We start from the raw sequence: 20,305 nt of genomic DNA on the forward strand, positions 1-20,305 counted from the left end.
AGCGTCCGTTTCCATACGGCTGCGTGTGGAAAGTCTCGATCTCCAGCGAACTGCGCCGAACTCCATCGAACTGGACAACCTGCGGCGACAGGCGCACACTGCGCCGCGAACCGGGGGAGCCGGACCCGCTAAAAGGTGAACAGTGGCCAGGATCCTCGTCCTGCACGGACCCAACCTCAATCTGCTCGGAGTGCGCGAACCCTCGGTGTACGGCCGCGAGACCCTGGCCGACATCAATACGTCGCTCCAGACCCGCGCCCAGGCAGCCGGACACGACCTGGGCTGGTTCCAGTCGAACGCGGAGCACGAACTGGTGGGCCGCATCCACCAGGCGCGCGACGAGGGCACGGCGTGGATCCTGCTGAATCCGGCGGCCTTCACCCACACCTCGATCGCCCTGCGCGACGCGCTGGCCGGGGTCGCCATTCCGTTCATCGAAATCCACCTGTCGAATCCGCACGCCCGCGAGCCGTTCCGCCACCACTCCTATGTGTCGGACATCGCGGCCGGCACGATCTGCGGTTTCGGGGGCGACAGCTACCGTCTGGCACTGGAAGCCGTCCTGCTCCGACTCGCCGTCCCAGCGGTCTGAATCCTTTCGTGGCGCGCCTGGCGCGCCCGCCCAACCACCAGAAGGTTTGTCCCATGGACCTGCGCAAGATCAAGAAACTCATCGACCTGCTCGAGGAATCCAACCTCGCCGAACTGGAAATCAAGGAAGGCGAGGAAGTGGTCCGTCTCTCGCGCGTGCCGAAGGGCGGCGTCGCCGTGGCCGCGCCGCAGATGATCGCCGCGCCCGTGGCGCCGGCACCCGCCGCGGCCGCACCGGCTGCCGCGCCGTCCGCCCCCGCCGCCGAACCCGGCCTGCCGCCGGGCCATGTGGTGAAGGCCCCGATGGTGGGCACCTTCTATGCCGCCTCGACGCCGGGCGCTCCGGCGTTCGCCAGCATCGGCCAGCAGGTGAAGGCCGGCGAGACGCTGGGCATCATCGAAGCCATGAAGATGTTCAACCAGATCGAGGCCGACGTTGCCGGTACCGTCGTCGCCATCCTGGTCGAGAACGGCCAGCCGGTGGAATTCGACGAACCCATGTTCGTCATCGCCTGAGGCCACGACGCATGCTCGAGAAGGTCGTCATTGCCAACCGCGGCGAAATCGCGCTGCGGGTGCTGCGCGCGTGCAACGCGCTCGGCATCAAGACGGTCGCGGTGCATTCCACCGTCGATCGCAACCTCAAGCACGTCGGCCTCGCCGACGAATCGGTATGTATCGGCCCGGGTCCCTCGGCCGAGAGCTACCTCAACATTCCGGCGATCATCGCCGCGGCGGAAATCACCGACGCCGGCGCGATCCATCCGGGGTACGGCTTCCTGTCGGAAAACGCCAACTTCGCCGAGCAGGTGGAGAAGTCGGGCTTCGTCTTCATCGGCCCCACGGCTGACGTGATCCGCCTGATGGGCGACAAGGTGGAAGCCATCCGCGCCATGAAGGCCGCGGGCGTGCCGTGCGTGCCGGGTTCCGGCGGCCCGCTCGGCGACGACGTGGACGAGAACATCCGCATCGCCCGCGAGATCGGCTATCCCGTGATCATCAAGGCCGCGGGCGGCGGCGGCGGCCGCGGCATGCGCGTGGTGCGCACCGAGGCCCACCTCGCCAACTCCATCGTGATGACGAAGCAGGAAGCCAAGGCGGCTTTCAGCAACGATCAGGTCTACATGGAGAAATTCCTGGAAAATCCGCGCCACGTGGAAATCCAGGTGCTCGCCGACGGCCAGGGCAACGCCATCCACCTCGGCGAACGCGACTGCTCCATGCAGCGCCGCCACCAGAAGGTGGTGGAGGAAGCGCCGGCGCCTGGCATCACGCCTGAACTGCGCGAGCAGATCGGCAAGGTGTGCGTCGACGCGTGCGTCCGCATCGGCTATCGCGGCGCAGGCACGTTCGAGTTCCTGTTCGAAAACGGCCGCTTCTACTTCATCGAGATGAACACCCGCATCCAGGTGGAGCATCCGGTGACGGAACTCGTGACCGGCATCGACCTCGTGCGCGAGCAGCTGCTGATCGCCAGCGGCCACAAGCTGTCCATTCGCCAGGAAGACGTCGTGCTCACCGGCCATGCCATCGAGTGCCGCGTGAACGCCGAGGACCCGGACACCTTCATGCCCAGCCCCGGCACGGTGAAGCGTTTCGAGGCGCCGGGCGGCCCCGGCGTGCGCGTGGACACGCACCTCTACGACGGCTATCGCATTCCGCCCAACTACGACTCGATGATCGGCAAGATCATCGTGCACGGCCCGGATCGCGCCACCGCCATCGCTCGCATGCGCATGGCCCTGGCGGAAACGGTGATCGAAGGCGTGAAATGCAATATCCCACTGCAGCAGCGCATCATGGCCGACGTCGGCTTCCAGCAGGGTGGACAGAACATCCACTATCTGGAAAAACGCATGGCCGAGCAGAAGGAAACACCGCCCGCAGGGGCGTGAACAGTGAACAGTGAACCGTGCGCTAGAACGTAGAGCTCACGGTTCACGGTTCACACTTTACGGAATCCGCTGATCCGCACCCAGTCCTCCAGCGTGCGCACTTCCAGCCCCTCGAACCACTCGGCGTAGCGCGCCAGCAGTTCCTCGTGCTGGCCGTGCAGGATGCCCGATAGCGCGAACGGCGCGCCGGGCTTCACCGCGGCGGCGAAGGTGGGTGCGAGTTCGCCGAGCGGGCCGGCGAGGATATTCGCCACCAGCACATCGGCCAGCGCCTCCGGCGCTTCGCCGGGCAGATAGACGTCCAGATCGCCGTGCACTCCGTTGCGCTCCGCATTGTCGCGCGAGGCGAGCAAAGCCTGCGGATCGTTGTCGATGCCGATGGCGCGTGAAGCGCCCAGCTTCAAGGCCGCGATGGCGAGGATGCCGGAACCGCAGCCGTAGTCGAGCACGTGCTTGCCCGCCAGTTGCTGGCCGTCGAGCCATTCCAGGCACATCGCGGTGGTGGGATGCGTACCCGTGCCGAAGGCCAGGCCGGGGTCGAGACGCACGACCACGATGCCGCCATCCTCGGGCGGCTCGATGTTCCATGGGTACACCCACAGCCGGCGCCCGAACGGCATCGGCTTGAACTGGTCCATCCACGCGCGCTCCCAGTCCTGGTCTTCCACCATGCGCCAGCCGATCTGCGCGGGTTCGATGAAGGGCAAGTCGTCGGCGATGGCCGCGGTAAGGCCGCGCTTGTCGGCGTCGGCGTCGAACAGCGCATTCAGGACGATCTGGTTCCACAGCGGGATCTCGCCCACCCCCGGTTCGAAGATGGCCTCCTCGTCGGGCGTCTCGGCATCGGCGTCCTGCAAGGTGATGGACAGGGCGCCGAGATCTTCGAGCGCGGCTTCGACACGCGGCTGCTCGGCGGCACGGATCGTGAGGGAAAGTTCGAGCCAGGGCATCGTGGGGGCCAGTACCGGAGGGCGGGTCCACGATTCTACCGGGCGCGCACGGGCACCGCGCGCTAGACTTCAAGGATGTATACGCAGTGCCCGGAATGCCTCACGGTCTACAAGCTGGAAGCGGAACAGCTGGTTCCCGCTTGCGGGTGCCTGCGCTGCGGCCACTGCGACGCGGTCTTCAACGCGCTGGGCACCCTTGCGGCGCACCTTCCACCGGAACCGTTCACCCGGCTTGCCGAACACGCGCTGGACCAGGACCCGCCGCTGGCCGACGTGGCGGTGTTCCGCCCGCGCCCGGCGGCACCCGAGCCCGTCGACGAGCCACCCGAGACGGCATCCGAGCCCGCCGTGGCGGAAGACATCGGCGAAGACTTCTCGCAGTTGACCTTCACGCCGCGCTTCGCGAAGCCACGGCGGCGTTCCTGGCGTACCGCGGCGTGGGTCGCCGTGTGCATGGTGCTCGTCGTTGGCCTCGGCATGCAGCTCGCATGGGCGAAGCGCGACGCGCTCATCGCCGATCCCACGGTGGGCCCGCTGATCGAAACCGGCTGCGCGTTCCTTGGATGCCGCCTGCCGCTGGTGTCCGCACCCGAACGCCTTCGCCTTCTCGCTCGCGACGTGGAAAAACATCCCTCCGTGAACGACGGCCTGCTCATCACCGCCAGCGTGCGAAACGATGCCGCATTCGCGCAGCCGTATCCAGTGGTGACCATCGTGCTTTCGGACGCCGACGGAAAGCATCTCGCGATGCGCCGCTTCCGGCCCGAAGACTACGTGGGTGACGCGGGCGCGCGGGCGCGCGGACTGGCTGCCGGCGCAACCACGGCGATGGTGTTCGAAGTGCAAGACCCGGGCCAGAAGGCCGTCGCTTTCGCGTTCACGTTCGACTGAGCCGTTCGAAAAATTTTCTTTTTGCAAGCCTGCACTTCGTCGTCCGGGGCGAGTACACTCGGTCCCCTTCGCGACGTCCGACCCACCCCGACGAGGTGTGTCCGGGCCGCCACCCAAGCGACGATACGACAAGAACCGACCGGAGCATTCGCCCCGGCCTGCGAGAGGGGAATGCCTTGAACGCTGTGAGACTGACTGCTGCCGAGGCTGCAAACGAAACCTCCATGCAGAGCGCCCTCAGCGAATGCGTCAGCCGCACGGTACGTCGTTACCTGGCCGACATCGGCGACACGGAGTGCGGCGAAGGCCTGCATGCCCTCGTCATCCGCGAGGTCGAAGGCCCCCTCCTGCGCGAAGTGCTCTCCTTCCACGACGGCAACCAGAGCCGCGCCGCCGCGGCGCTCGGCATCAACCGCGCCACCCTGCGCAAGAAGCTGGCCGCCCACGGCATCTCCTGATCCGGCCGCCGTCCGCCCGGGCGGCTATAATGGCGCGCTTTCCTCCCCGGATTGCCCATGCCCACGCCCGATCTCGTTCCCGTCCGCCGCGCGCTCGTCAGCGTTTCCGACAAGCAGGGCCTGACCGAACTCGCCCGGCGCCTCGCCGCCGCGAACATTGAAATCCTCTCCACCGGCGGCTCCGCCAAGGCGCTGCGCGAGGCCGGCATTCCCGTCCGCGACGTGGGCGACCTCACCGGCTTCCCCGAAATCATGGCTGGCCGCGTGAAGACGCTGCATCCGCGCGTGCATGGCGGCCTGCTCGGCCGCCGCGGCACCGACGACGCGGTGATGGCCGAACACGGCATCGTTCCCATCGATCTTCTCGTGCTCAACCTCTATCCCTTCGAGCGCACCGTGGCCGATCCGGCCTGCACGCTGGAAGACGCCATCGAGAACATCGACATCGGCGGCCCGGCGATGCTTCGCGCGGCGGCGAAGAACTGGAACGACGTGGGCGTGCTCACCGATCCCGCGCAGTACGACGAGGCCTTGGCGGAAATCGAAACCAAGGGCGGCCTCTCGCGCGCCACGCGCTTCCGCCTCGCGGTCGCCGCGTTCAACCGGGTGTCGGACTACGACGGCGCCATCAGCGACTACCTCTCCGGCCTCAGCCTCGACGAGACGCACACGGCCATCGCCGGCCGCGCCGAATTCCCGGCCCAGTCGAACGGCCGCTTCGTGAAGGTCATGGACCTGCGCTACGGCGAAAACCCGCACCAGGCGGGCGCCTTCTACCGCGACCTCTATCCGGCGCCGGGCACGCTGGCCACCTTCCGCCAGCTCCAGGGCAAGGAACTCTCGTTCAACAACATCGCCGACGCCGATGCCGCCTGGGAATGCGTGCGCCAGTTCGACGCGCCGGCCTGCGTGATCGTGAAGCACGCCAACCCGTGCGGTGTGGCCGTGGCCGCCGATCCCCTGGCGGCCTATGAACTGGCTTACGCCACCGATCCCACCTCCGCCTTCGGCGGCATCATCGCCTTCAACCGTCCGCTCGACGCGGAAACGGCCAGAACGATCCTGAAGCGGCAGTTCGTCGAAGTGCTGATCGCACCACAGGTGGCCGAGGACGCAGTGGCCGAAGCCGCGAAGAAGGCCAACGTGCGCGTGCTGGAAATCCCCATGGGCGACGGGCGCAACACGCACGACGTGAAGCGCGTGGGCTCGGGCCTGCTCGTGCAGACCGCCGATCATCGCCAGGTGGGCCGCGACGAACTCAAGGTCGTGAGCAAGCGGCAACCCACGCCGGCCGAGCTCGACGACATGTTATTTGCCTGGCGTGTCGCGAAAATGGTGAAGTCCAACGCGATCGTCTACGCGAAAGACCACCGCACCATCGGCATCGGTGCCGGACAGATGAGCCGCGTGGTCAGCGCGAAGATCGCCGGCCTGAAGGCCGAGGAAGCCGGCCTCGTGGTGCCCGGCAGCGCCATGGCTTCCGACGCATTCTTCCCATTCCGCGACGGCATCGATGCCGCGGCCGCCGCGGGCATTCGTGCGGTGATCCAGCCCGGTGGCTCGATGCGCGATAACGAAGTGATCGCCGCCGCCGACGAACACGACATGGCCATGGTGTTCACCGGAGTGCGCCACTTCCGGCATTGAGCCAGGATTGCGCCAATTCAGCCACTGAACTGTAGGAGCGCGCCCTGCGCGCGACATGTTTTGAGGCCATGCCTTGGAGCTAGCGCGCTAGCTTGAAGACAGGCGCAAAAACATGTCGCGCGCAGGGCGCGCTCCTACGATGAGCGCGACGCGTAGCGGCGCGCCAGCACCGCGCAGACCATCAACTGGATCTGATGGAACAGCATGATCGGCAGCACGATCATGCCCAACGGATGTCCTGCGAACAGCACCTTGGCGATCGGCACGCCGGCGGCCAGGCTTTTCTTCGAACCGCAGAAGACGATGGTGATCTCGTCTTCGCGGGAGAAGCCCAGCGCACGCGAGCCATAGCGCGTCGCCAGCAACGCAAACGCAAGCAACACCGCGTTCGCGACGACAAGCCCGCCGAGTACCGGCGGCGGCAAGCGGTGCCATAGTCCCTGCAGCACCGCTGCGCTGAAGGCCGTATAGACCACCAGCAGGATCGACCCCCGGTCGACGAAGCCGAGCAGCCTGGCGTGCGCACGCACCCAGCCGCCGATCCAGCGCTGCGCGATCTGCCCGGCGGCGAACGGAATGAAGAGCTGCACCACGATCGCGCCCACCGAATGCCACGACATCCCGCCATGTCCGGTGCCGGCGATCAACAGGCCGACCAGCAACGGCGAGATGAAAATACCGAGCAGGCTCGACGCCGACGCCGCTACCACCGCCGCGGGTACGTTGCCGCGGGCGATCGACGTGAAGGCGATGGACGACTGCACCGTGGACGGCAGCGTGCACAGGAACAGGATGCCGAGGTAGAGGTCCGGCGTGACCAGGGGCGCGAGCACCGGTCGCAGCACGAGCCCCAGTACCGGGAAAAGGACGAATGTGCTGGCAAGCACCGTCGCATGAAGGCGCCAGTTCTTCGTGCCCGCCAGCACGGCTTCGCGAGGCAGCTTGGCACCGTGCAGGAAGAACAGCAGCGCGATGGCGAGGTCGGTGACGATCTCGAAGACGTCGGCCACCGCACCGCGGCAGGGCAGCAGGCTGGCCAGTGCGACCGTCAGGACGAGGGAAAGGGTGAAACCATCGGGAAGGAAGCGGCGCATGCGGCAGAACGATCGGCGAAAGCAGGCATTGCAACCCTTCCGTGCCCCAAAGTAAATGTGGGATGCGCTTCCCACCGCACTGCCCGCCGGCCCTCACTTTTGCTTCAGCGTGGCGATGGCAGGCTCGGGGGCTTTACGGCAGGAGGGAGCGCGATGAGCTACCAGCTGTATTACTGGACGGGCCTGCAGGGCCGTGGCGAGTTCGTGCGCCTGTGCCTCGAGGATGCCGGCGCCGCTTACACCGACGTGGCCCGCGTCGAGGGCGACGACGTCATGACCCCGTTCCTCGAAGGCGAGCACGCGGGCGCCCTGCCCTTCGCACCGCCCTTCCTCGTGTCGGGGCGCCTCGTGATCGCGCAGGTGGCCAACATCCTGCAGTACCTCGGACCACGGCATGACCTAGTACCGGACAGCGAATCCGCGCGCATCTATGCGCACCAGCTGGAACTGACCATCACCGACCTCGTGGCCGAGGCGCACGACGTGCATCATCCGGTGGCGGGCTCCCTCTATTACGAAGACCAGCGCGAGGAAGCGAAAAAGCGTGCGAAGGACTTCCGTGAGTCGCGCATTCCGAAGTTCCTCCATTACTTCGAGAAAGCGGTGGACCGCGGCGGTGGAAGATACCCGCTACGCAGCCATTCCTACGTGGACCTGTCGCTGTTCCAGATCATGGCGGGACTGGAATATGCCTTCCCGAAAGCCATGAAGAAGCAGAAGGTGCCGCTGCTGCGCGACTTGGCGAAGCGCGTGGCCGATCGGCCAAATGTCGCCGCCTATCTCGCCTCCGAGAGGCGCGTGCCGTTCAACACGAACGGCATCTTCAGGCACTACCCCGAGTTGGACGGCTGAGCCATGTGGGAGCCGGCTATGCCGCGGCAGCGGGCCACCTTGTCGCGAGCACCCATTGCCGCTGAAGCGGCTCCCACAAAAAAGCTTGCTTGGCTCCCACAGAGCCTAGTCTCAGTCCGAACCGGCCGGCTTCGGTGCCTTGCCCCATTCGTAGACCTTGTAGAACACCGGGCTCACCGGGCCGTTCTTCGGATCGTGGATGGGCTTGCCGGACTGGTCGAGCATGTAGGTCTGGGGCACGCCGTTCTTCGGCGTCACCACCACCATGTATGGCTTGCCGCCCATGGTGAACTCGTCGACATGGGTGCCTTCGCGGTCGTAAGACCGGCTCAGCGTCGGCGGCGGGTTGCCCTGCGCATCGACGCCCCCGTTGTCCTGCATGGACGGCAGGGCCACGGCGGACCCGGACTGGCTCCGATTGGCGTCCGACGTGGCCGGGGTGGTCTTCCCGTCCTGCGCCTGGTCGTAGGGCACAGGGCGCTCGATGGGCTTCTGCCCCGAGCGGTCGGGCTCGCCGGCCTTCACGCCCGGATCGTTCAGGCCTGGCGGCGGCGGGGCCGGCTTGAACGAGGAGGCGTCCTGCGCGGCGACGGGTACGGCCAGGACCAGCGCGAGCGCGGCGGCGAGGGCATGCAAGCGGTTCATGGGGGAAGTCCTCCTTTCGGGACGAGGAGGATAGCAATTCCGATATGTACGGACATTGATGCCGGACAAGGCCTCGCACACGGACGGTTCGCGCGCGGCCGTGAGAGAATCCGGGGATGCCTACGCTCACCCTCATCGACGGGTCCTCGTACCTGTATCGCGCCTTCCACGCGCTGCCTCCCCTGACCAACACCTTCGGCGAGCCCACGGGTGCGCTGTTCGGCATCGTCAACATGCTGCGCACGACGATGAAGGCCGGGTCGGACTACGTGGCCTTCGTATGCGACGCCCCAGGGCGAACCTTCCGCGACGACCTCTATCCCCAGTACAAGGCCAACCGCCCCTCGATGCCCGACGAGCTGCGCGCACAGATCGAACCGATGATGAAGATCGTGGGAGCGCTGGGCTTTCCGATCCTCTGCGTACCGGGCGTGGAAGCCGACGATGTCATCGGCACCCTGGCCCGCCAGGCCGCGGAACAGGGCATCGACACCATCATCTCCACAGGCGACAAAGACTTCGCCCAGATGGTCGGCGCGCACATCGTGCTGATCAACACCATGAGCAACACCACGATGGACATCGACGGCGTCGTGGAGAAGTTCGGCGTGCGGCCGGAGCAGATCGTCGACTACCTCACCCTCATGGGCGACAGCATCGACAACGTGCCCGGTGTCGAGAAGTGCGGGCCCAAGACGGCCGCCAAGTGGCTGGGCGAATACGGCAGCCTCGATGCGCTGCTCGCCAACGCCGACAAGATCGGCGGCAAGATCGGCGAGAACCTGCGCGCGGCGATCCCCCGCCTTCCCCTGTCTCGCGAACTGGTCACGATCCGCACGGACGTGCCGCTCGATCACGGCCCGACCGACCTCCACATGCGCGAGCGCGACGTCGAGGCCTTGCGCGAGCTTTATACACGCTACGACTTCAAGGCCGCGCTGAAGGATCTGGACACGGCCGACACCGCCGCCCCTGCGCCCGCTGCCACCGCCTCCTCGTCGGCACCTGCGGCCTCGGCGGTAACGCCCGGTTTCGCCGGGGAAGGCGAATACGAACTCGTGCTGACCGAAAGCCGCTTCGCGGCGTGGCTCGAGAAACTCGAAACGGCGCCGCTGATCGCGTTCGACACCGAAACCACGAACATCGACGCGATGCAGGCCGACATCGTGGGTCTGTCGCTCGCGGTCGAGCCCGGAAAGGCCGCTTATGTACCGTTGGCGCACGACTTCCCGGGGGCGCCCACGCAGCTGTCGCCGGAACATGTACTCGGTGCGCTGAAGCCTATCTTCGAAGATCCGACACGGCCGAAGGTCGGCCAGCACGGCAAGTACGACATCAACATCCTCTCGCATTACGGTATTGCCCTGCGCGGCCTGGCGCACGACACCATGCTCGAGTCCTACGTGCTGAACGCCACGGCGACGCGGCACGACATGGACTCCCTCGCATCGCGCTACCTCGGCTACACCACGATCAAATACGAAGAGGTCGCGGGTAAGGGCGCGAAGCAGATACCGTTCTCGCAGGTGGATTGCGACACCGCGTGCCGCTACGCGGCCGAGGACGCCGACATCACCCTGCGACTGCACCAGGCATTGTGGCCGCAATTGGAAGCCGAGCCTTCGCTGCGCTCGGTGTACACCGACATCGAGATTCCCCTTGTGCCGGTGCTGGCCAAGATGGAGCGCACGGGCGTGCTCATCGACGCGAACGAGCTTCGCCTGCAAAGCCAGCAACTCGGCAAGCGCATGGTCGAACTGCAGCAGCAGGCGTACGCGTCGGCCGGCCATGATTTCAACATGGACTCGCCGAAGCAGCTCCAGGCCGTGCTGTTCGACGAGCTGGGGCTCGCCGCCAAGATCAAGACGCCGAAGGGCCAACCCTCCACCAACGAGGAAGCCCTGGAAGCCATCGCCGACATGCACGAACTGCCGCGACTCATCCTCGAATACCGCGGATTGGCGAAGCTGCGCTCCACCTACACCGACAAGCTTGCCGGCATCGTCAATCCACGCACGGGCCGCGTGCACACCAGCTATCACCAGGGCGCCGTGGCCACGGGCCGCATCAGTTCCTCGGACCCGAACCTGCAGAACATCCCCGTCCGCACCGAAGAAGGCCGGCGCATCCGTCAGGCATTCATCGCACCGGAGGGCTGGCGCATCCTGGCGGCGGACTATTCGCAGATCGAACTGCGCATCATGGCCCACCTGTCCAAGGACGAGGGCCTCGTCCGTGCCTTCCAGGAAGGCGGCGACGTGCACCGCGCCACGGCGGCCGAGGTGTTCGGCGTTCCCGCCGCGGAAGTCACCGCGAACCAGCGCCGCGCCGCGAAGGCCATCAACTTCGGGCTGATGTACGGCATGAGCTCGTTCGGACTGGCCCGCCAGCTGGGCGTCGACCGCGGCGAGGCCTCCGATTACATGGGCCGCTATTTCTCCCGTTATCCGGGCGTACGCGCGTTCATGGACGCCACGCGGGAACAGGCGCATCGCGACGGCTACGTCCAGACCCTGTTCGGGCGGCGCCTGTACCTGGAAAACCTCAAGTCACGGAACCAGGCGTTCCGCGCGGGTGCCGAGCGCGCGGCCATCAACGCCCCCATGCAGGGCACCGCCGCCGACATCATCAAGCGCGCCATGATCGCCGTCGCCGCCTGGATCGAGCCGCGCGACGACGTGCGTCTCCTCATGCAGGTGCACGACGAACTGGTTTTCGAGGTTCGGGCAGACGCCGTCGACGAAGTCCGGGCCGGCATCGAGCAGCGCATGTCGGGGGCCGCCACCCTGAGCGTCCCGCTCCAGGTCGATATCGGCGTGGGCGCGAACTGGGACGAAGCGCATTGAGCGTGAACCGTGAACCGTGAACCGTGAACCGTGAACCGTGAACCGTGAACCGTGAACGCTAAATCGAGCCTCATCCCTCCGGCAAGCGGCGGCAGCTAACGGTTCACTCTTAACTCTTTACTGAACGGATACTGACTTTCGCCCGGCCAGGCTGCAACTTCCGGCCCGCCCAAACGTCAATACATACGGACGCACGCAACGGCGTCCCATCGGTGGACTCCACCTCCCTGGAGTCACCCTGCGGACGGCCCGATCTTCCCCTGGGTCCGGTCGTCCTCCGGGCCCCGAGAGCTCCCCTGGCTCTCGGGGCTTTTTTTTCCTTGCGCCGAGCCGGGCCTTCGGGTTTTTCGCCACGACATCGTCGTCGCGCCATGACGACCCATGTTTCTTTTTCCGATTTTGTCTACGCCTTTCGCGCATTGGCCGCATGCGGGATGTCCGTCGCGCGCGATTCGCGCTTGAATCTGATCGGGGGAATCGTTCATCGCGTCGTCGGAGGGAGGGCGAACGCATGACCGATATCACGACACTCAGCTTTGTGGGCGACTGGCGCATCACCGTCCTTTCGAAGGATGCCGATTGGGCGCAGCGTGTCGTCGCCGAAGGAACCCAGGCAGGCACGAACACGCTGCCCGGCGCACCCGGCGCCAGCACGCAAGTCTTTGATTCGGGCAGCGCTCCCTGGAGTCTGCGGATAGAACACCGTGACGACGACGGCAACTGGTCGCGAAGCGTGTTGCAGGCGACCTCTTCCGTCTCCGGCGTGCGTCTCGAATACATCGTGCGCTCCGAAGACAACACCACCGAGGGCAGCGATCGCGATTTCAATGACCTGGTCGTCAGGCTCGACAAGCTGGGGGCGGTGTCGCAACCCGTGCCACCGTTCGCGATCCGGCCGGAGACGATGCAGGCGATGCCGGAAGGCATTTTCGAAGCGACCCTCGGACGCTACTTCATGGCCGTCCGCATCACCAATATCTTCGGCCTCGCGTGGCCGGTTTCCGCACGCGTCGGGCTCAGCGACCGGTCCCGCGCATGGTTGCATGCGGGCGGCGTGGACGTCGTGGACGCCTGGACGCCCGACGAGCAGTCATCCGTGGGGCAGCGTGTCGTCAATGGCCGCGTCGCCGTCGGTGCGTTGCTTCCCGGTGCCTCGCGGCTCATCTACTTCAAGGTGGATGTATCGCGGGCGCAGGTGCGAAAGCATATGGTCGAGGTCCAGGTCGACAGCGATGCCGGCGCGGAGGACATCGCGCTCATAAGCCCCAAGGCGAAGGCTCCTATCCAGGTATCGCGCACCACATACGACGACGCGACCGGCACGTTTGTGGCGCGATGCGACGTGGGCACGCTGACCGCGAACATCCGGCACCTGGTGGTGGACTACGGCACGTTCAAACGTGCGATGGGTCGCGCACGCCGCCTGCATGATGGCCGCGACGGCGGCGCGGGCACGTGCTGCGACCAGTCCGAACTGGAACGTATCCGCGAACGGCTGCGTGCTTTCCTGGAAGGCAAAGAGGTGGATATCTGCGCGATATGGCGGGACCTCTCGCGCTGCTGCGCCGGCGACGGGGGATGCCATTGCGAGGACTGGACGAAGGGCTGCGGCCCCGACTTGAGCTTCTTCGCGTGGCCCACCGTCATGGACTACACGGTGGCCTATCGAGCGCCGTTTGCAGGGCAGTACGGACCCATTCCCTACGACGATCCATGGTGGAAGGTATTGCTGGCTATCGTCGCGATCATCCTGTCGCTGGCCGCCGCCGCTTCCGCCGTGGCCGACCTCGCCAACCGTGCGGACAGCGTGGTGATCGGTACCATGACGCGTTCCGTGCTCAACGCCCTCGACGCCAGGCCGTCCATCCCGCCCGGCCCCAACGATCCTGGCTCCATCGATGCCGCCGTCGCCGCGCTCAACGGCAGCCGCACCTTGTCGCCCGACGTGTTCTCGTTCCTCGATGCACAGCCGGGCGAGTTCTACACGGCCATGCCGATTGTGGGACTGGGCGGGCATTTCGACAGTCCGGGAACGGTCTTGTCCAATGCCCAGATCAACGCGCTCCTGCAGAACCTCCACGACCATCCGGACGACCCGGCGGCGAAGGATGCCTTGCGCGTTTACAAGAGCGGCGCGCGCAGCGGCATCGGCATCGGCGCACTCATCACGAACGTCATACCGGTTGCGCCACGGCTGAACCATGACGGCAGTTCGATCTTCCTTCTCAACCAACTCACGATTTCGCAAGACGAAGACACCACCGACGGCCTCTCGTGCGCAGGCGACTCGGGGTCGCTCTGGCTCCAGCGGGGGACGAACGCGATCGTCGCTCTCAACCACGGGGGACCGGTGACCGACGACGGATCGTCGGCGCTGGCCTGCCGGATCGAAGACGTCATGACGCAACTCGGCATCCGCTTTGCCTGAGGAGACAGATCATGAAGAAGAAGCACTCGGGCATGCTCGCGCTGGCCGATGTCGCCGCCACCGAAGGCCAGCGCCTTGCCGACGACCCGAATATCGTCTGTGTTGGGGTGGGGCTGAAACACGTTGCGGGCAAACCCCGCATGGTGGCCGCGCTCCGCTACCACGTTCGCACGAAGCACGCCGGCGAGGCCGCGGTGCGCGCCGCTGGGAGCGAGCCGGTACCGGCGGAGGTGGGCGGTTATCCCACCGATGTGGAGGAGTGGAAGTTGTGGCGCATTGCCGCGGGACCATCACAAAAGACACCCACCGGGGGCCGCGGAGGCGACAAGGAAGACCCCCTGGTCGGCGGCACGTCGACAACGGTGCTGAGTGACTTCCATTCCTTTCCCACGGGTTACGGCACGCTTGGCGGCATCTGCTTCGACACAGTGGACGGTAGGGCGATGGCCCTGTCCAATGCCCACGTCTATGGCGACGAGACCGGCAACGATGTGATCCAGCCGTGGTTGTCGATCAGCAACTACCTCGCCGCCTCCCTGGAAGTGCTCTACTGCGGGCCTGCGTTCTATGTGTTCACATGGACAGCGCCAAGTCCGGCGACGGCGATACTGACAAGCGCCGCCGCCGCCGCCTGGACCGCCGCCGCGCTGTCCGATGCAGAAGATCCCACGCGTTGGGGACAACGAACGACCGACGTCCCGGCGTCGGGCGCGCTGACGACACACGAGCAGATGGGTGCCGAGGCGAAGCTGCCGCGCATGCCGTTCCCGGGAAGGCAATGGAGCACGAAGGCGCGTTGGGATTATGCGCGCCACACCACGGCGGGCATCACTCATGGGACGAGCACCGAAGACAGACCGAACGAACACGTGTTGATCGGGAAGCGCGTGTTCACCGACCGGCCGACCTACGCGCCGGGTGGAACGGTCACGACATGCGCCGAACTGTGGTCCGCGGCTTCGCGCAAGGACGAGGCATACTTCGTCGTGGCGCACTATTTCCCCCTGGCCGATCCCGACAGCACCGTCAAGCGCGTCATGCTCACCGGCGGTCCCTGCGAAAAATACGATGCCCGCATCGGTTACACCGCCACTCCAATCTGCGTGCACGGATTCAAGCCGCAAGTGGAAGGGATCGCGCAGATAGGATTCCCCTACGTCACCAGCGTCTTCCGGCTCTGGAGCGGCGAAGACGCCACCGTGCTCGAAGGCAGCTGGCTGCGCCTGCCGACGCCATCGGGCATCAGCATTGCGTGCCCGCCGAGCACGCATGTCGAGGTCGAGGCCGTGCCTTCGGACAAGCCGGTGCACGCTACGGCCTACAGCGCGAACGGCGTGGCTGTCGAACAGGCGGTGACCTCGGGTCCGCCGGGGGTGGCCCAGACGCTCACGCTGACCGGGCCCGAGATCGTTCGCGTGACGGTCGCTGCGGCTTCCGGGGACTGCTACCTCGCAGGTATCTGCGTGGACAAGCGAAAGCTCGACCCGTCCCGCTGGAAGGCGCGATCGCAGTACTACAGCGCCACACTGGCGTTGCCCAGGATCGCCACGCGCGGTACCTGGGGCGTAGTCGTCGTTGCGCAATCCCTGGACAATTCGCCCGTCGGCGCGGACCCCGTCGCCGCCGCGCGGCGCCTGGGCGGCATCGTGGCCTCGGCGAACGTCGCCGAGGTCGGCACCTGCGCCTGCGCGATCCTGTTCGATTGCGTGTTCGAGGTGGGCTGAGCCCCGGGGGGATGAAAAAAACCCGCCTCGCGGCGGGTTCTTTCGGATCAGAGCACGTAGACGAAGAGGAAGAGCGCCAGCCAGACCACGTCGACGAAGTGCCAGTACCACGCCACGGCCTCGAAGCCGAAGTGGTCGTCCTTCGTGAAGTGGCCCTTCGCGCAGCGCACCCAGATGATCGCCAGCATGATCGTGCCCAGGGTCACGTGCATGCCGTGGAAGCCCGTGAGCATGAAGAACGTGGCGCCGTACACGCCGCTGCCCAGCGTGAGGTTGAAGTGCTCGTACGCTTCCGCGTACTCGTGCGCCTGGAACCACAGGAACAGGCAGCCCAGCAGCACCGTGGCACCGAGGCCGATCAGCAGCGCCTTGCGATGGCCCGCCTTGAGCGCGTGGTGCGCAATGGTGATCGTTACACCCGAGGACAGCAGGATCAGCGTGTTGAGCAGCGGAAGGCCCCAGGCGCCGATCGTCTGGAACGCACCGCCGATCTTCTCCGGACCGCCACCGCCACTGGCACCCCATGCGGCTTCATACCCTTGCCAGACGAACTGGTGGGTGAGCACGCCATGGCCTTCGCCGCCCAGCCACGGCACCGAGAAGATGCGGGCATAGAACAGCGCGCCGAAGAAGGCGCCGAAGAACATCACTTCGGAGAAGATGAACCACATCATGCCCATGCGGAACGAGCGGTCCACCTGGCCGTTGTAGTTGCCGGCCATCGATTCGTTGATCACCGAGCGGAACCAGCCGAAGAACATGCCCAGGATCATGGCGATGCCGACCCAGAAGAGCGGCTTGCCGAAGCCGCCCTGGCCCGGCTGCGCGTTCAGCCAATGCGCGGCACCGAACACGGTGACGAACATGGAGACCGCGGCCACGATGGGCCAGTAGCTCTTGCTCGGTACGAAGTAGACGTCTTGTTGCTGGTGACCCATGGTGGTTTCCCGTGGATATCTTGGTTTGGCCGGTCAGACCTTCAGCATCTGCACGATGGAGAGCACGAACACCGCTACCGCGAAACCGCCCGCCAGCAGGGCGGTACGACGGGCGCGCTTGCGGCGCGCCTCGAATGCGGCTTCCGTCGTGTCCTGCATCGGTCAGTGTTCCGTGTTGCCGTGGGCGAGTTCGTCGTCATGGATGACCGGCGGAACGTCGAACGTGTGGAACGGCGCCGGCGACGGTACCGTCCACTCCAGGCCCTTCGCGCCTTCCCACGAGCGGTCGGCCGCCTTCTTCTTCGAGAAGAACACGCAGTGGATGACCACGCCCAGGAAGATCAGCTGCGAGGCGCCGAACCAGAAGCCGCCGATGGAGCTGATCATGTTGAAGTTGGCGAAGGCCACGTTGTAGTCCGGAATGCGGCGCGGCATGCCGGCAAGGCCCAGGAAGTGCTGCGGGAAGAACAGCACGTTGACCGAGATGACGCTCGACCAGAAGTGGATCTTGCCCCAGGTCTCGCTGTACATGTTGCCCGACCACTTCGGCAGCCAGTAATACGCGGCGGCCATGATCGAGAAGGCGGCGCCGGTCACCAGCACGTAGTGGAAGTGCGCCACCACGAAGTACGTGTCGTGGTACTGGAAGTCCGCCGGGGCCAGCGCGAGCATGAGGCCCGAGAAACCGCCGATGGTGAACAGGATCACGAAGGCGATCGAGAACAGCATCGGCGTCTCGAAGGTCATCGAGCCGCCCCACATCGTGGACACCCAGTTGAACACCTTCACGCCCGTGGGCACCGCGATCAGCATCGTGGCGTACATGAAGAAGATCTCGGCGCCCATCGGCAGGCCCACGGCGAACATGTGGTGCGCCCAGACGATGAACGAGAGGAAGGCGATGGAGGCGATGGCGAACACCATCGCGCGGTAGCCGAAGATCGGCTTGCGGGCGAAGGTGGGGATGATCTCCGAGATGATCCCGAACGCCGGCAGGATCATGATGTACACCTCGGGATGCCCGAAGAACCAGAAGATGTGCTGGAACAGCACCGGATCGCCGCCGCCGGCGGCATTGAAGAAGTTGGTGCCGAAGTACTTGTCCGTCAGCAGCATGGTGACGGCACCCGCGAGCACCGGCATCACCGCGATCAGGAGGAACGCCGTGATCAGCCAGCTCCACACGAACACCGGCATCTTCAGCAGGTCCATGCCCGGAGCGCGCATGTTGAGGATGGTGGCGATGATGTTGATCGCGCCCATGATCGAACTGATGCCCATGAGGTGGACGGCGAAGATCACATAAGCCACCGACTCGCCCTGGAGCGACAACGGCGGATACATCGTCCAGCCGCCGGCGGGGCCACCGCCGGGCATGAACAACGTGGACAGCAGGAGCAGGAACGCGAAGGGCATGATCCAGAACGACAGGTTGTTCATGCGCGGCAACGCCATGTCCGGCGCGCCGACCATGAGCGGGATCATCCAGTTCGCAAGGCCCACGAACGACGGCATGATGGCGCCGAAGATCATCACCAGCGCGTGCATCGTCGTCATTTCATTGAAGAAATACGGCTGCACGAGCTGCATGCCCGGCTTGAACAACTCCGCGCGGATAACCATCGCGAAGGCGCCGCCGATGAAGAACATCGTCAGCGAGAAGATCAGATACAGCGTGCCGATGTCCTTGTGGTTCGTGGACATCACCCAACGCTGGAAGAACCCCTTGGGGGCCCCGTGGTGATCGTGGTGGTCGTGGGTGGCTGCGTGCGCCATGGCCTTACCTCTACCTAAACGTTCGGGTTAACCCTGGGGGGCCGGGGCGGGAGCTGCCGGGGCGGTCTGCGCGGTCTGCGCGGCCTTCTGCACCTTGGCCTCGTCTTCCTGCGCCGCCAGCCACTGTTCGAACTCGGCCTTGGGCACGGCCTTCACCACGATGGGCATGAAGCCGTGGTCCTGGCCGCAGAGTTCGGCGCACTGGCCGCGGTAGACACCGGGCTCCTTGATCTTTGTCCAGGCCGCGTTGGCGATGCCGGGGATCGCGTCCATCTTCCAGCCCAGCGCCGGCACCCACCAGGAGTGGATGACGTCGCCGCCGACGATGACGAAGCGGATCTTGGTGTCGGTGGGAACGACCAGCGGCTTGTCCACGTCGAGCAGGTAGGTGGCGTAGCCGTCGACCTGGATCTTCGCCGGGTCGAGATTGGACTTCAGCTGGCGGGTGCGATTGGAGGTTTCCTCCAGCTTCGACATGAAGCCGACCTTGTCGACGCCCTTGCCTTTGTAATCCACGTAGTCGTAGCGCCACTTCCACTGGTAACCGGTGACCTTGATGGTCATCTCGGAATTCGTGGTGTCGGCGAACGAGGTCAGGCCGCCGGTGGCCAGGTGGGCCAGGAAGATGAGGATGATGACGGGGATGACCGTCCAGACCACTTCGAGCTTGGTGCTGTGCGACCACTTCTCGGCGACGGCGCCGCGCGACTTACGGAAGCGGAACATCGCGATGAACATGGCGCCGAAGACGACGATGCCGATCACGACGCAGACCCACAGGGCCACCATGTGCATGGCATAGGGCGACCACTCGGCCACGCCCTTGGTCATGTTCAGCTGGTTCGGTTCGGGATTGGCCCACGCCGCTCCCCCGAACAGCGCGAAGGCGCCCGCCGCCCACGCCGATACAGATCGTCCGATGCCGCCAGATGTCATGTCTTGCACCTTTGTTGAACCTACCTGCGCGTCTGGCCAGAGACTTCGGACAGCAGCACCATGAGTTTCCTTGACACCTCGGTCCTTTCCTCTTCCCCAAGGAAGGCCCCGATTTCCAGCTCGTTGCCGTGCGACGTGAGCAACAGACGCTGTCGTCCGTCCCCCGGTTTCAGCCCGACCCGCACCCAGTATGTCTGGAAGCGGACCGTCCGTCGTCCCGGCACGGCACGCACCTCCAGCGTATCCGGACCGATCGCGATGCGCTCACCCCTGCCGCCGGCCCGCCAGGCCGCGCCAAGCGCGAAACCCACGACGAAGGCCTCCAGCAGAGCGAAGAAGGGAGCGAACACGTTCCCCTGCCACGCACCGAGTGTCGCCGTCGCCAGGGCCATCGCCGCAAGGCCGATGATCAGTCGACGCAGACCGCGCCTGTCCAGCGCACGGTTGGGCCGCAGCCACAACACGCGCGGGTGACCCGCGGCGGTCGGTCGAAGCACGATCATGGGAGCCTAAGCGTGCCTGGAACATTGGGATGATAGGGCGCCAGGGATGCCGGGGACAAGTTGTCGCATCCGTAAGACCCCGCAATAACACACGAAGGGGCTTGCTCCCCTACAATGGGCGGTCTTCCTCG

General features: G+C 65.7%; 18 protein-coding genes. 10 read left to right on the forward strand and 8 right to left on the reverse strand.

Translation table 11 applies throughout. The annotated features are described in order from the left end of the window. Positions 1-142 precede the first annotated feature (142 nt). The 3 genes from aroQ to accC are packed head-to-tail and all read left to right on the forward strand — an operon-like array spanning position 143 to position 2,486. Entirely contained in the window at positions 143-592 is a 450-nt protein-coding gene (gene aroQ, locus FHS47_RS12745; protein ID WP_167028400.1) for a type II 3-dehydroquinate dehydratase, read from the forward strand. Positions 593-645: 53 nt separating this feature from the next. Then, positions 646-1,107, forward strand: coding sequence for an acetyl-CoA carboxylase biotin carboxyl carrier protein (gene accB / locus FHS47_RS12750; protein ID WP_167028403.1), 462 nt, complete (start codon positions 646-648; stop codon positions 1,105-1,107). Between the two features lie 11 nt (positions 1,108-1,118). Continuing rightward, positions 1,119-2,486 (forward strand): acetyl-CoA carboxylase biotin carboxylase subunit, encoded by a 1,368-nt coding sequence (gene accC / locus FHS47_RS12755; protein ID WP_167028406.1) that lies wholly within the window; start codon positions 1,119-1,121, stop codon positions 2,484-2,486. A 50-nt stretch (positions 2,487-2,536) separates the two neighbouring features. On the opposite strand, the gene prmA is transcribed toward accC, so the two are convergent. Further along, positions 2,537-3,436, reverse strand: a complete 900-nt coding sequence (prmA, locus tag FHS47_RS12760; RefSeq protein WP_167028409.1) for a 50S ribosomal protein L11 methyltransferase — start codon at positions 3,434-3,436, stop codon at positions 2,537-2,539. Between the two features lie 75 nt (positions 3,437-3,511). Here prmA and FHS47_RS12765 point away from each other — a divergent pair, with 75 nt between their 5' ends. From FHS47_RS12765 to purH, 3 genes are all read left to right on the forward strand, one after another. Then, positions 3,512-4,327 (forward strand): zinc-ribbon and DUF3426 domain-containing protein, encoded by an 816-nt coding sequence (locus tag FHS47_RS12765; RefSeq protein WP_167028412.1) that lies wholly within the window; start codon positions 3,512-3,514, stop codon positions 4,325-4,327. A 224-nt stretch (positions 4,328-4,551) separates the two neighbouring features. Then, positions 4,552-4,785, forward strand: a complete 234-nt coding sequence (locus FHS47_RS12770) for a helix-turn-helix domain-containing protein (RefSeq protein WP_167028415.1) — start codon at positions 4,552-4,554, stop codon at positions 4,783-4,785. Positions 4,786-4,842: 57 nt separating this feature from the next. Continuing rightward, a complete protein-coding gene (purH, locus tag FHS47_RS12775; protein WP_167028418.1) occupies positions 4,843-6,432 on the forward strand; it encodes a bifunctional phosphoribosylaminoimidazolecarboxamide formyltransferase/IMP cyclohydrolase in 1,590 nt (529 codons plus the stop codon). Positions 6,433-6,566: 134 nt separating this feature from the next. Here the strand turns inward: purH and FHS47_RS12780 are convergent, their stop codons facing one another. Further along, positions 6,567-7,526 (reverse strand): bile acid:sodium symporter family protein, encoded by a 960-nt coding sequence (locus FHS47_RS12780; protein ID WP_167028421.1) that lies wholly within the window; start codon positions 7,524-7,526, stop codon positions 6,567-6,569. A gap of 153 nt (positions 7,527-7,679) precedes the next feature. Here FHS47_RS12780 and FHS47_RS12785 point away from each other — a divergent pair, with 153 nt between their 5' ends. Then, positions 7,680-8,378, forward strand: coding sequence for a glutathione S-transferase (locus FHS47_RS12785; protein ID WP_167028424.1), 699 nt, complete (start codon positions 7,680-7,682; stop codon positions 8,376-8,378). A gap of 111 nt (positions 8,379-8,489) precedes the next feature. On the opposite strand, the gene FHS47_RS12790 is transcribed toward FHS47_RS12785, so the two are convergent. Further along, positions 8,490-9,023, reverse strand: a complete 534-nt coding sequence (locus FHS47_RS12790; RefSeq protein WP_167028427.1) for a DUF2782 domain-containing protein — start codon at positions 9,021-9,023, stop codon at positions 8,490-8,492. Positions 9,024-9,139: 116 nt separating this feature from the next. On the opposite strand from FHS47_RS12790, the gene polA reads away from it, so the two are divergent. The 3 genes from polA (at position 9,140) to FHS47_RS12805 (ending at position 16,021) form a co-directional block, all read left to right on the forward strand. Then, positions 9,140-11,869 (forward strand): DNA polymerase I, encoded by a 2,730-nt coding sequence (gene polA, locus FHS47_RS12795; protein WP_167028431.1) that lies wholly within the window; start codon positions 9,140-9,142, stop codon positions 11,867-11,869. A 511-nt stretch (positions 11,870-12,380) separates the two neighbouring features. Next, positions 12,381-14,297 carry a hypothetical protein gene (locus FHS47_RS12800; protein ID WP_167028433.1) on the forward strand — a complete coding sequence of 639 codons (1,917 nt, stop codon included), beginning with the start codon at positions 12,381-12,383 and terminating at the stop codon, positions 14,295-14,297. An 11-nt stretch (positions 14,298-14,308) separates the two neighbouring features. Continuing rightward, positions 14,309-16,021, forward strand: coding sequence for a hypothetical protein (locus FHS47_RS12805; RefSeq protein ID WP_167028436.1), 1,713 nt, complete (start codon positions 14,309-14,311; stop codon positions 16,019-16,021). A gap of 47 nt (positions 16,022-16,068) precedes the next feature. Here FHS47_RS12805 and FHS47_RS12810 read toward each other — a convergent pair whose 3' ends face one another. Genes FHS47_RS12810 through FHS47_RS12825 form a run of 5 tightly spaced genes read right to left on the reverse strand, consistent with a single transcriptional unit; the run spans position 16,069 to position 20,174 of the window. Next, positions 16,069-16,959 (reverse strand): cytochrome c oxidase subunit 3, encoded by an 891-nt coding sequence (locus FHS47_RS12810; RefSeq protein ID WP_167028439.1) that lies wholly within the window; start codon positions 16,957-16,959, stop codon positions 16,069-16,071. A gap of 33 nt (positions 16,960-16,992) precedes the next feature. Continuing rightward, the gene (locus tag FHS47_RS19940) at positions 16,993-17,118 is read right to left on the reverse strand and encodes a hypothetical protein (RefSeq protein WP_282097578.1); all 126 of its coding nucleotides are present in this window, start codon (positions 17,116-17,118) and stop codon (positions 16,993-16,995) included. A 3-nt stretch (positions 17,119-17,121) separates the two neighbouring features. Further along, on the reverse strand, positions 17,122-18,735 hold the full coding sequence (gene ctaD, locus FHS47_RS12815) for a cytochrome c oxidase subunit I (protein WP_167028442.1): 1,614 nt from the start codon (positions 18,733-18,735) through the stop codon (positions 17,122-17,124). 27 nt (positions 18,736-18,762) lie between these two features. Then, positions 18,763-19,671 carry a cytochrome c oxidase subunit II gene (gene coxB / locus FHS47_RS12820; RefSeq protein WP_167028445.1) on the reverse strand — a complete coding sequence of 303 codons (909 nt, stop codon included), beginning with the start codon at positions 19,669-19,671 and terminating at the stop codon, positions 18,763-18,765. Between the two features lie 20 nt (positions 19,672-19,691). Beyond that, positions 19,692-20,174 carry a DUF2244 domain-containing protein gene (locus FHS47_RS12825; RefSeq protein WP_193569829.1) on the reverse strand — a complete coding sequence of 161 codons (483 nt, stop codon included), beginning with the start codon at positions 20,172-20,174 and terminating at the stop codon, positions 19,692-19,694. Positions 20,175-20,305 lie beyond the last annotated feature (131 nt).

Origin of the sequence: Luteibacter sp. SG786 (assembly GCF_011759605.1) — a bacterium.
Classification (GTDB): domain Bacteria; phylum Pseudomonadota; class Gammaproteobacteria; order Xanthomonadales; family Rhodanobacteraceae; genus Luteibacter.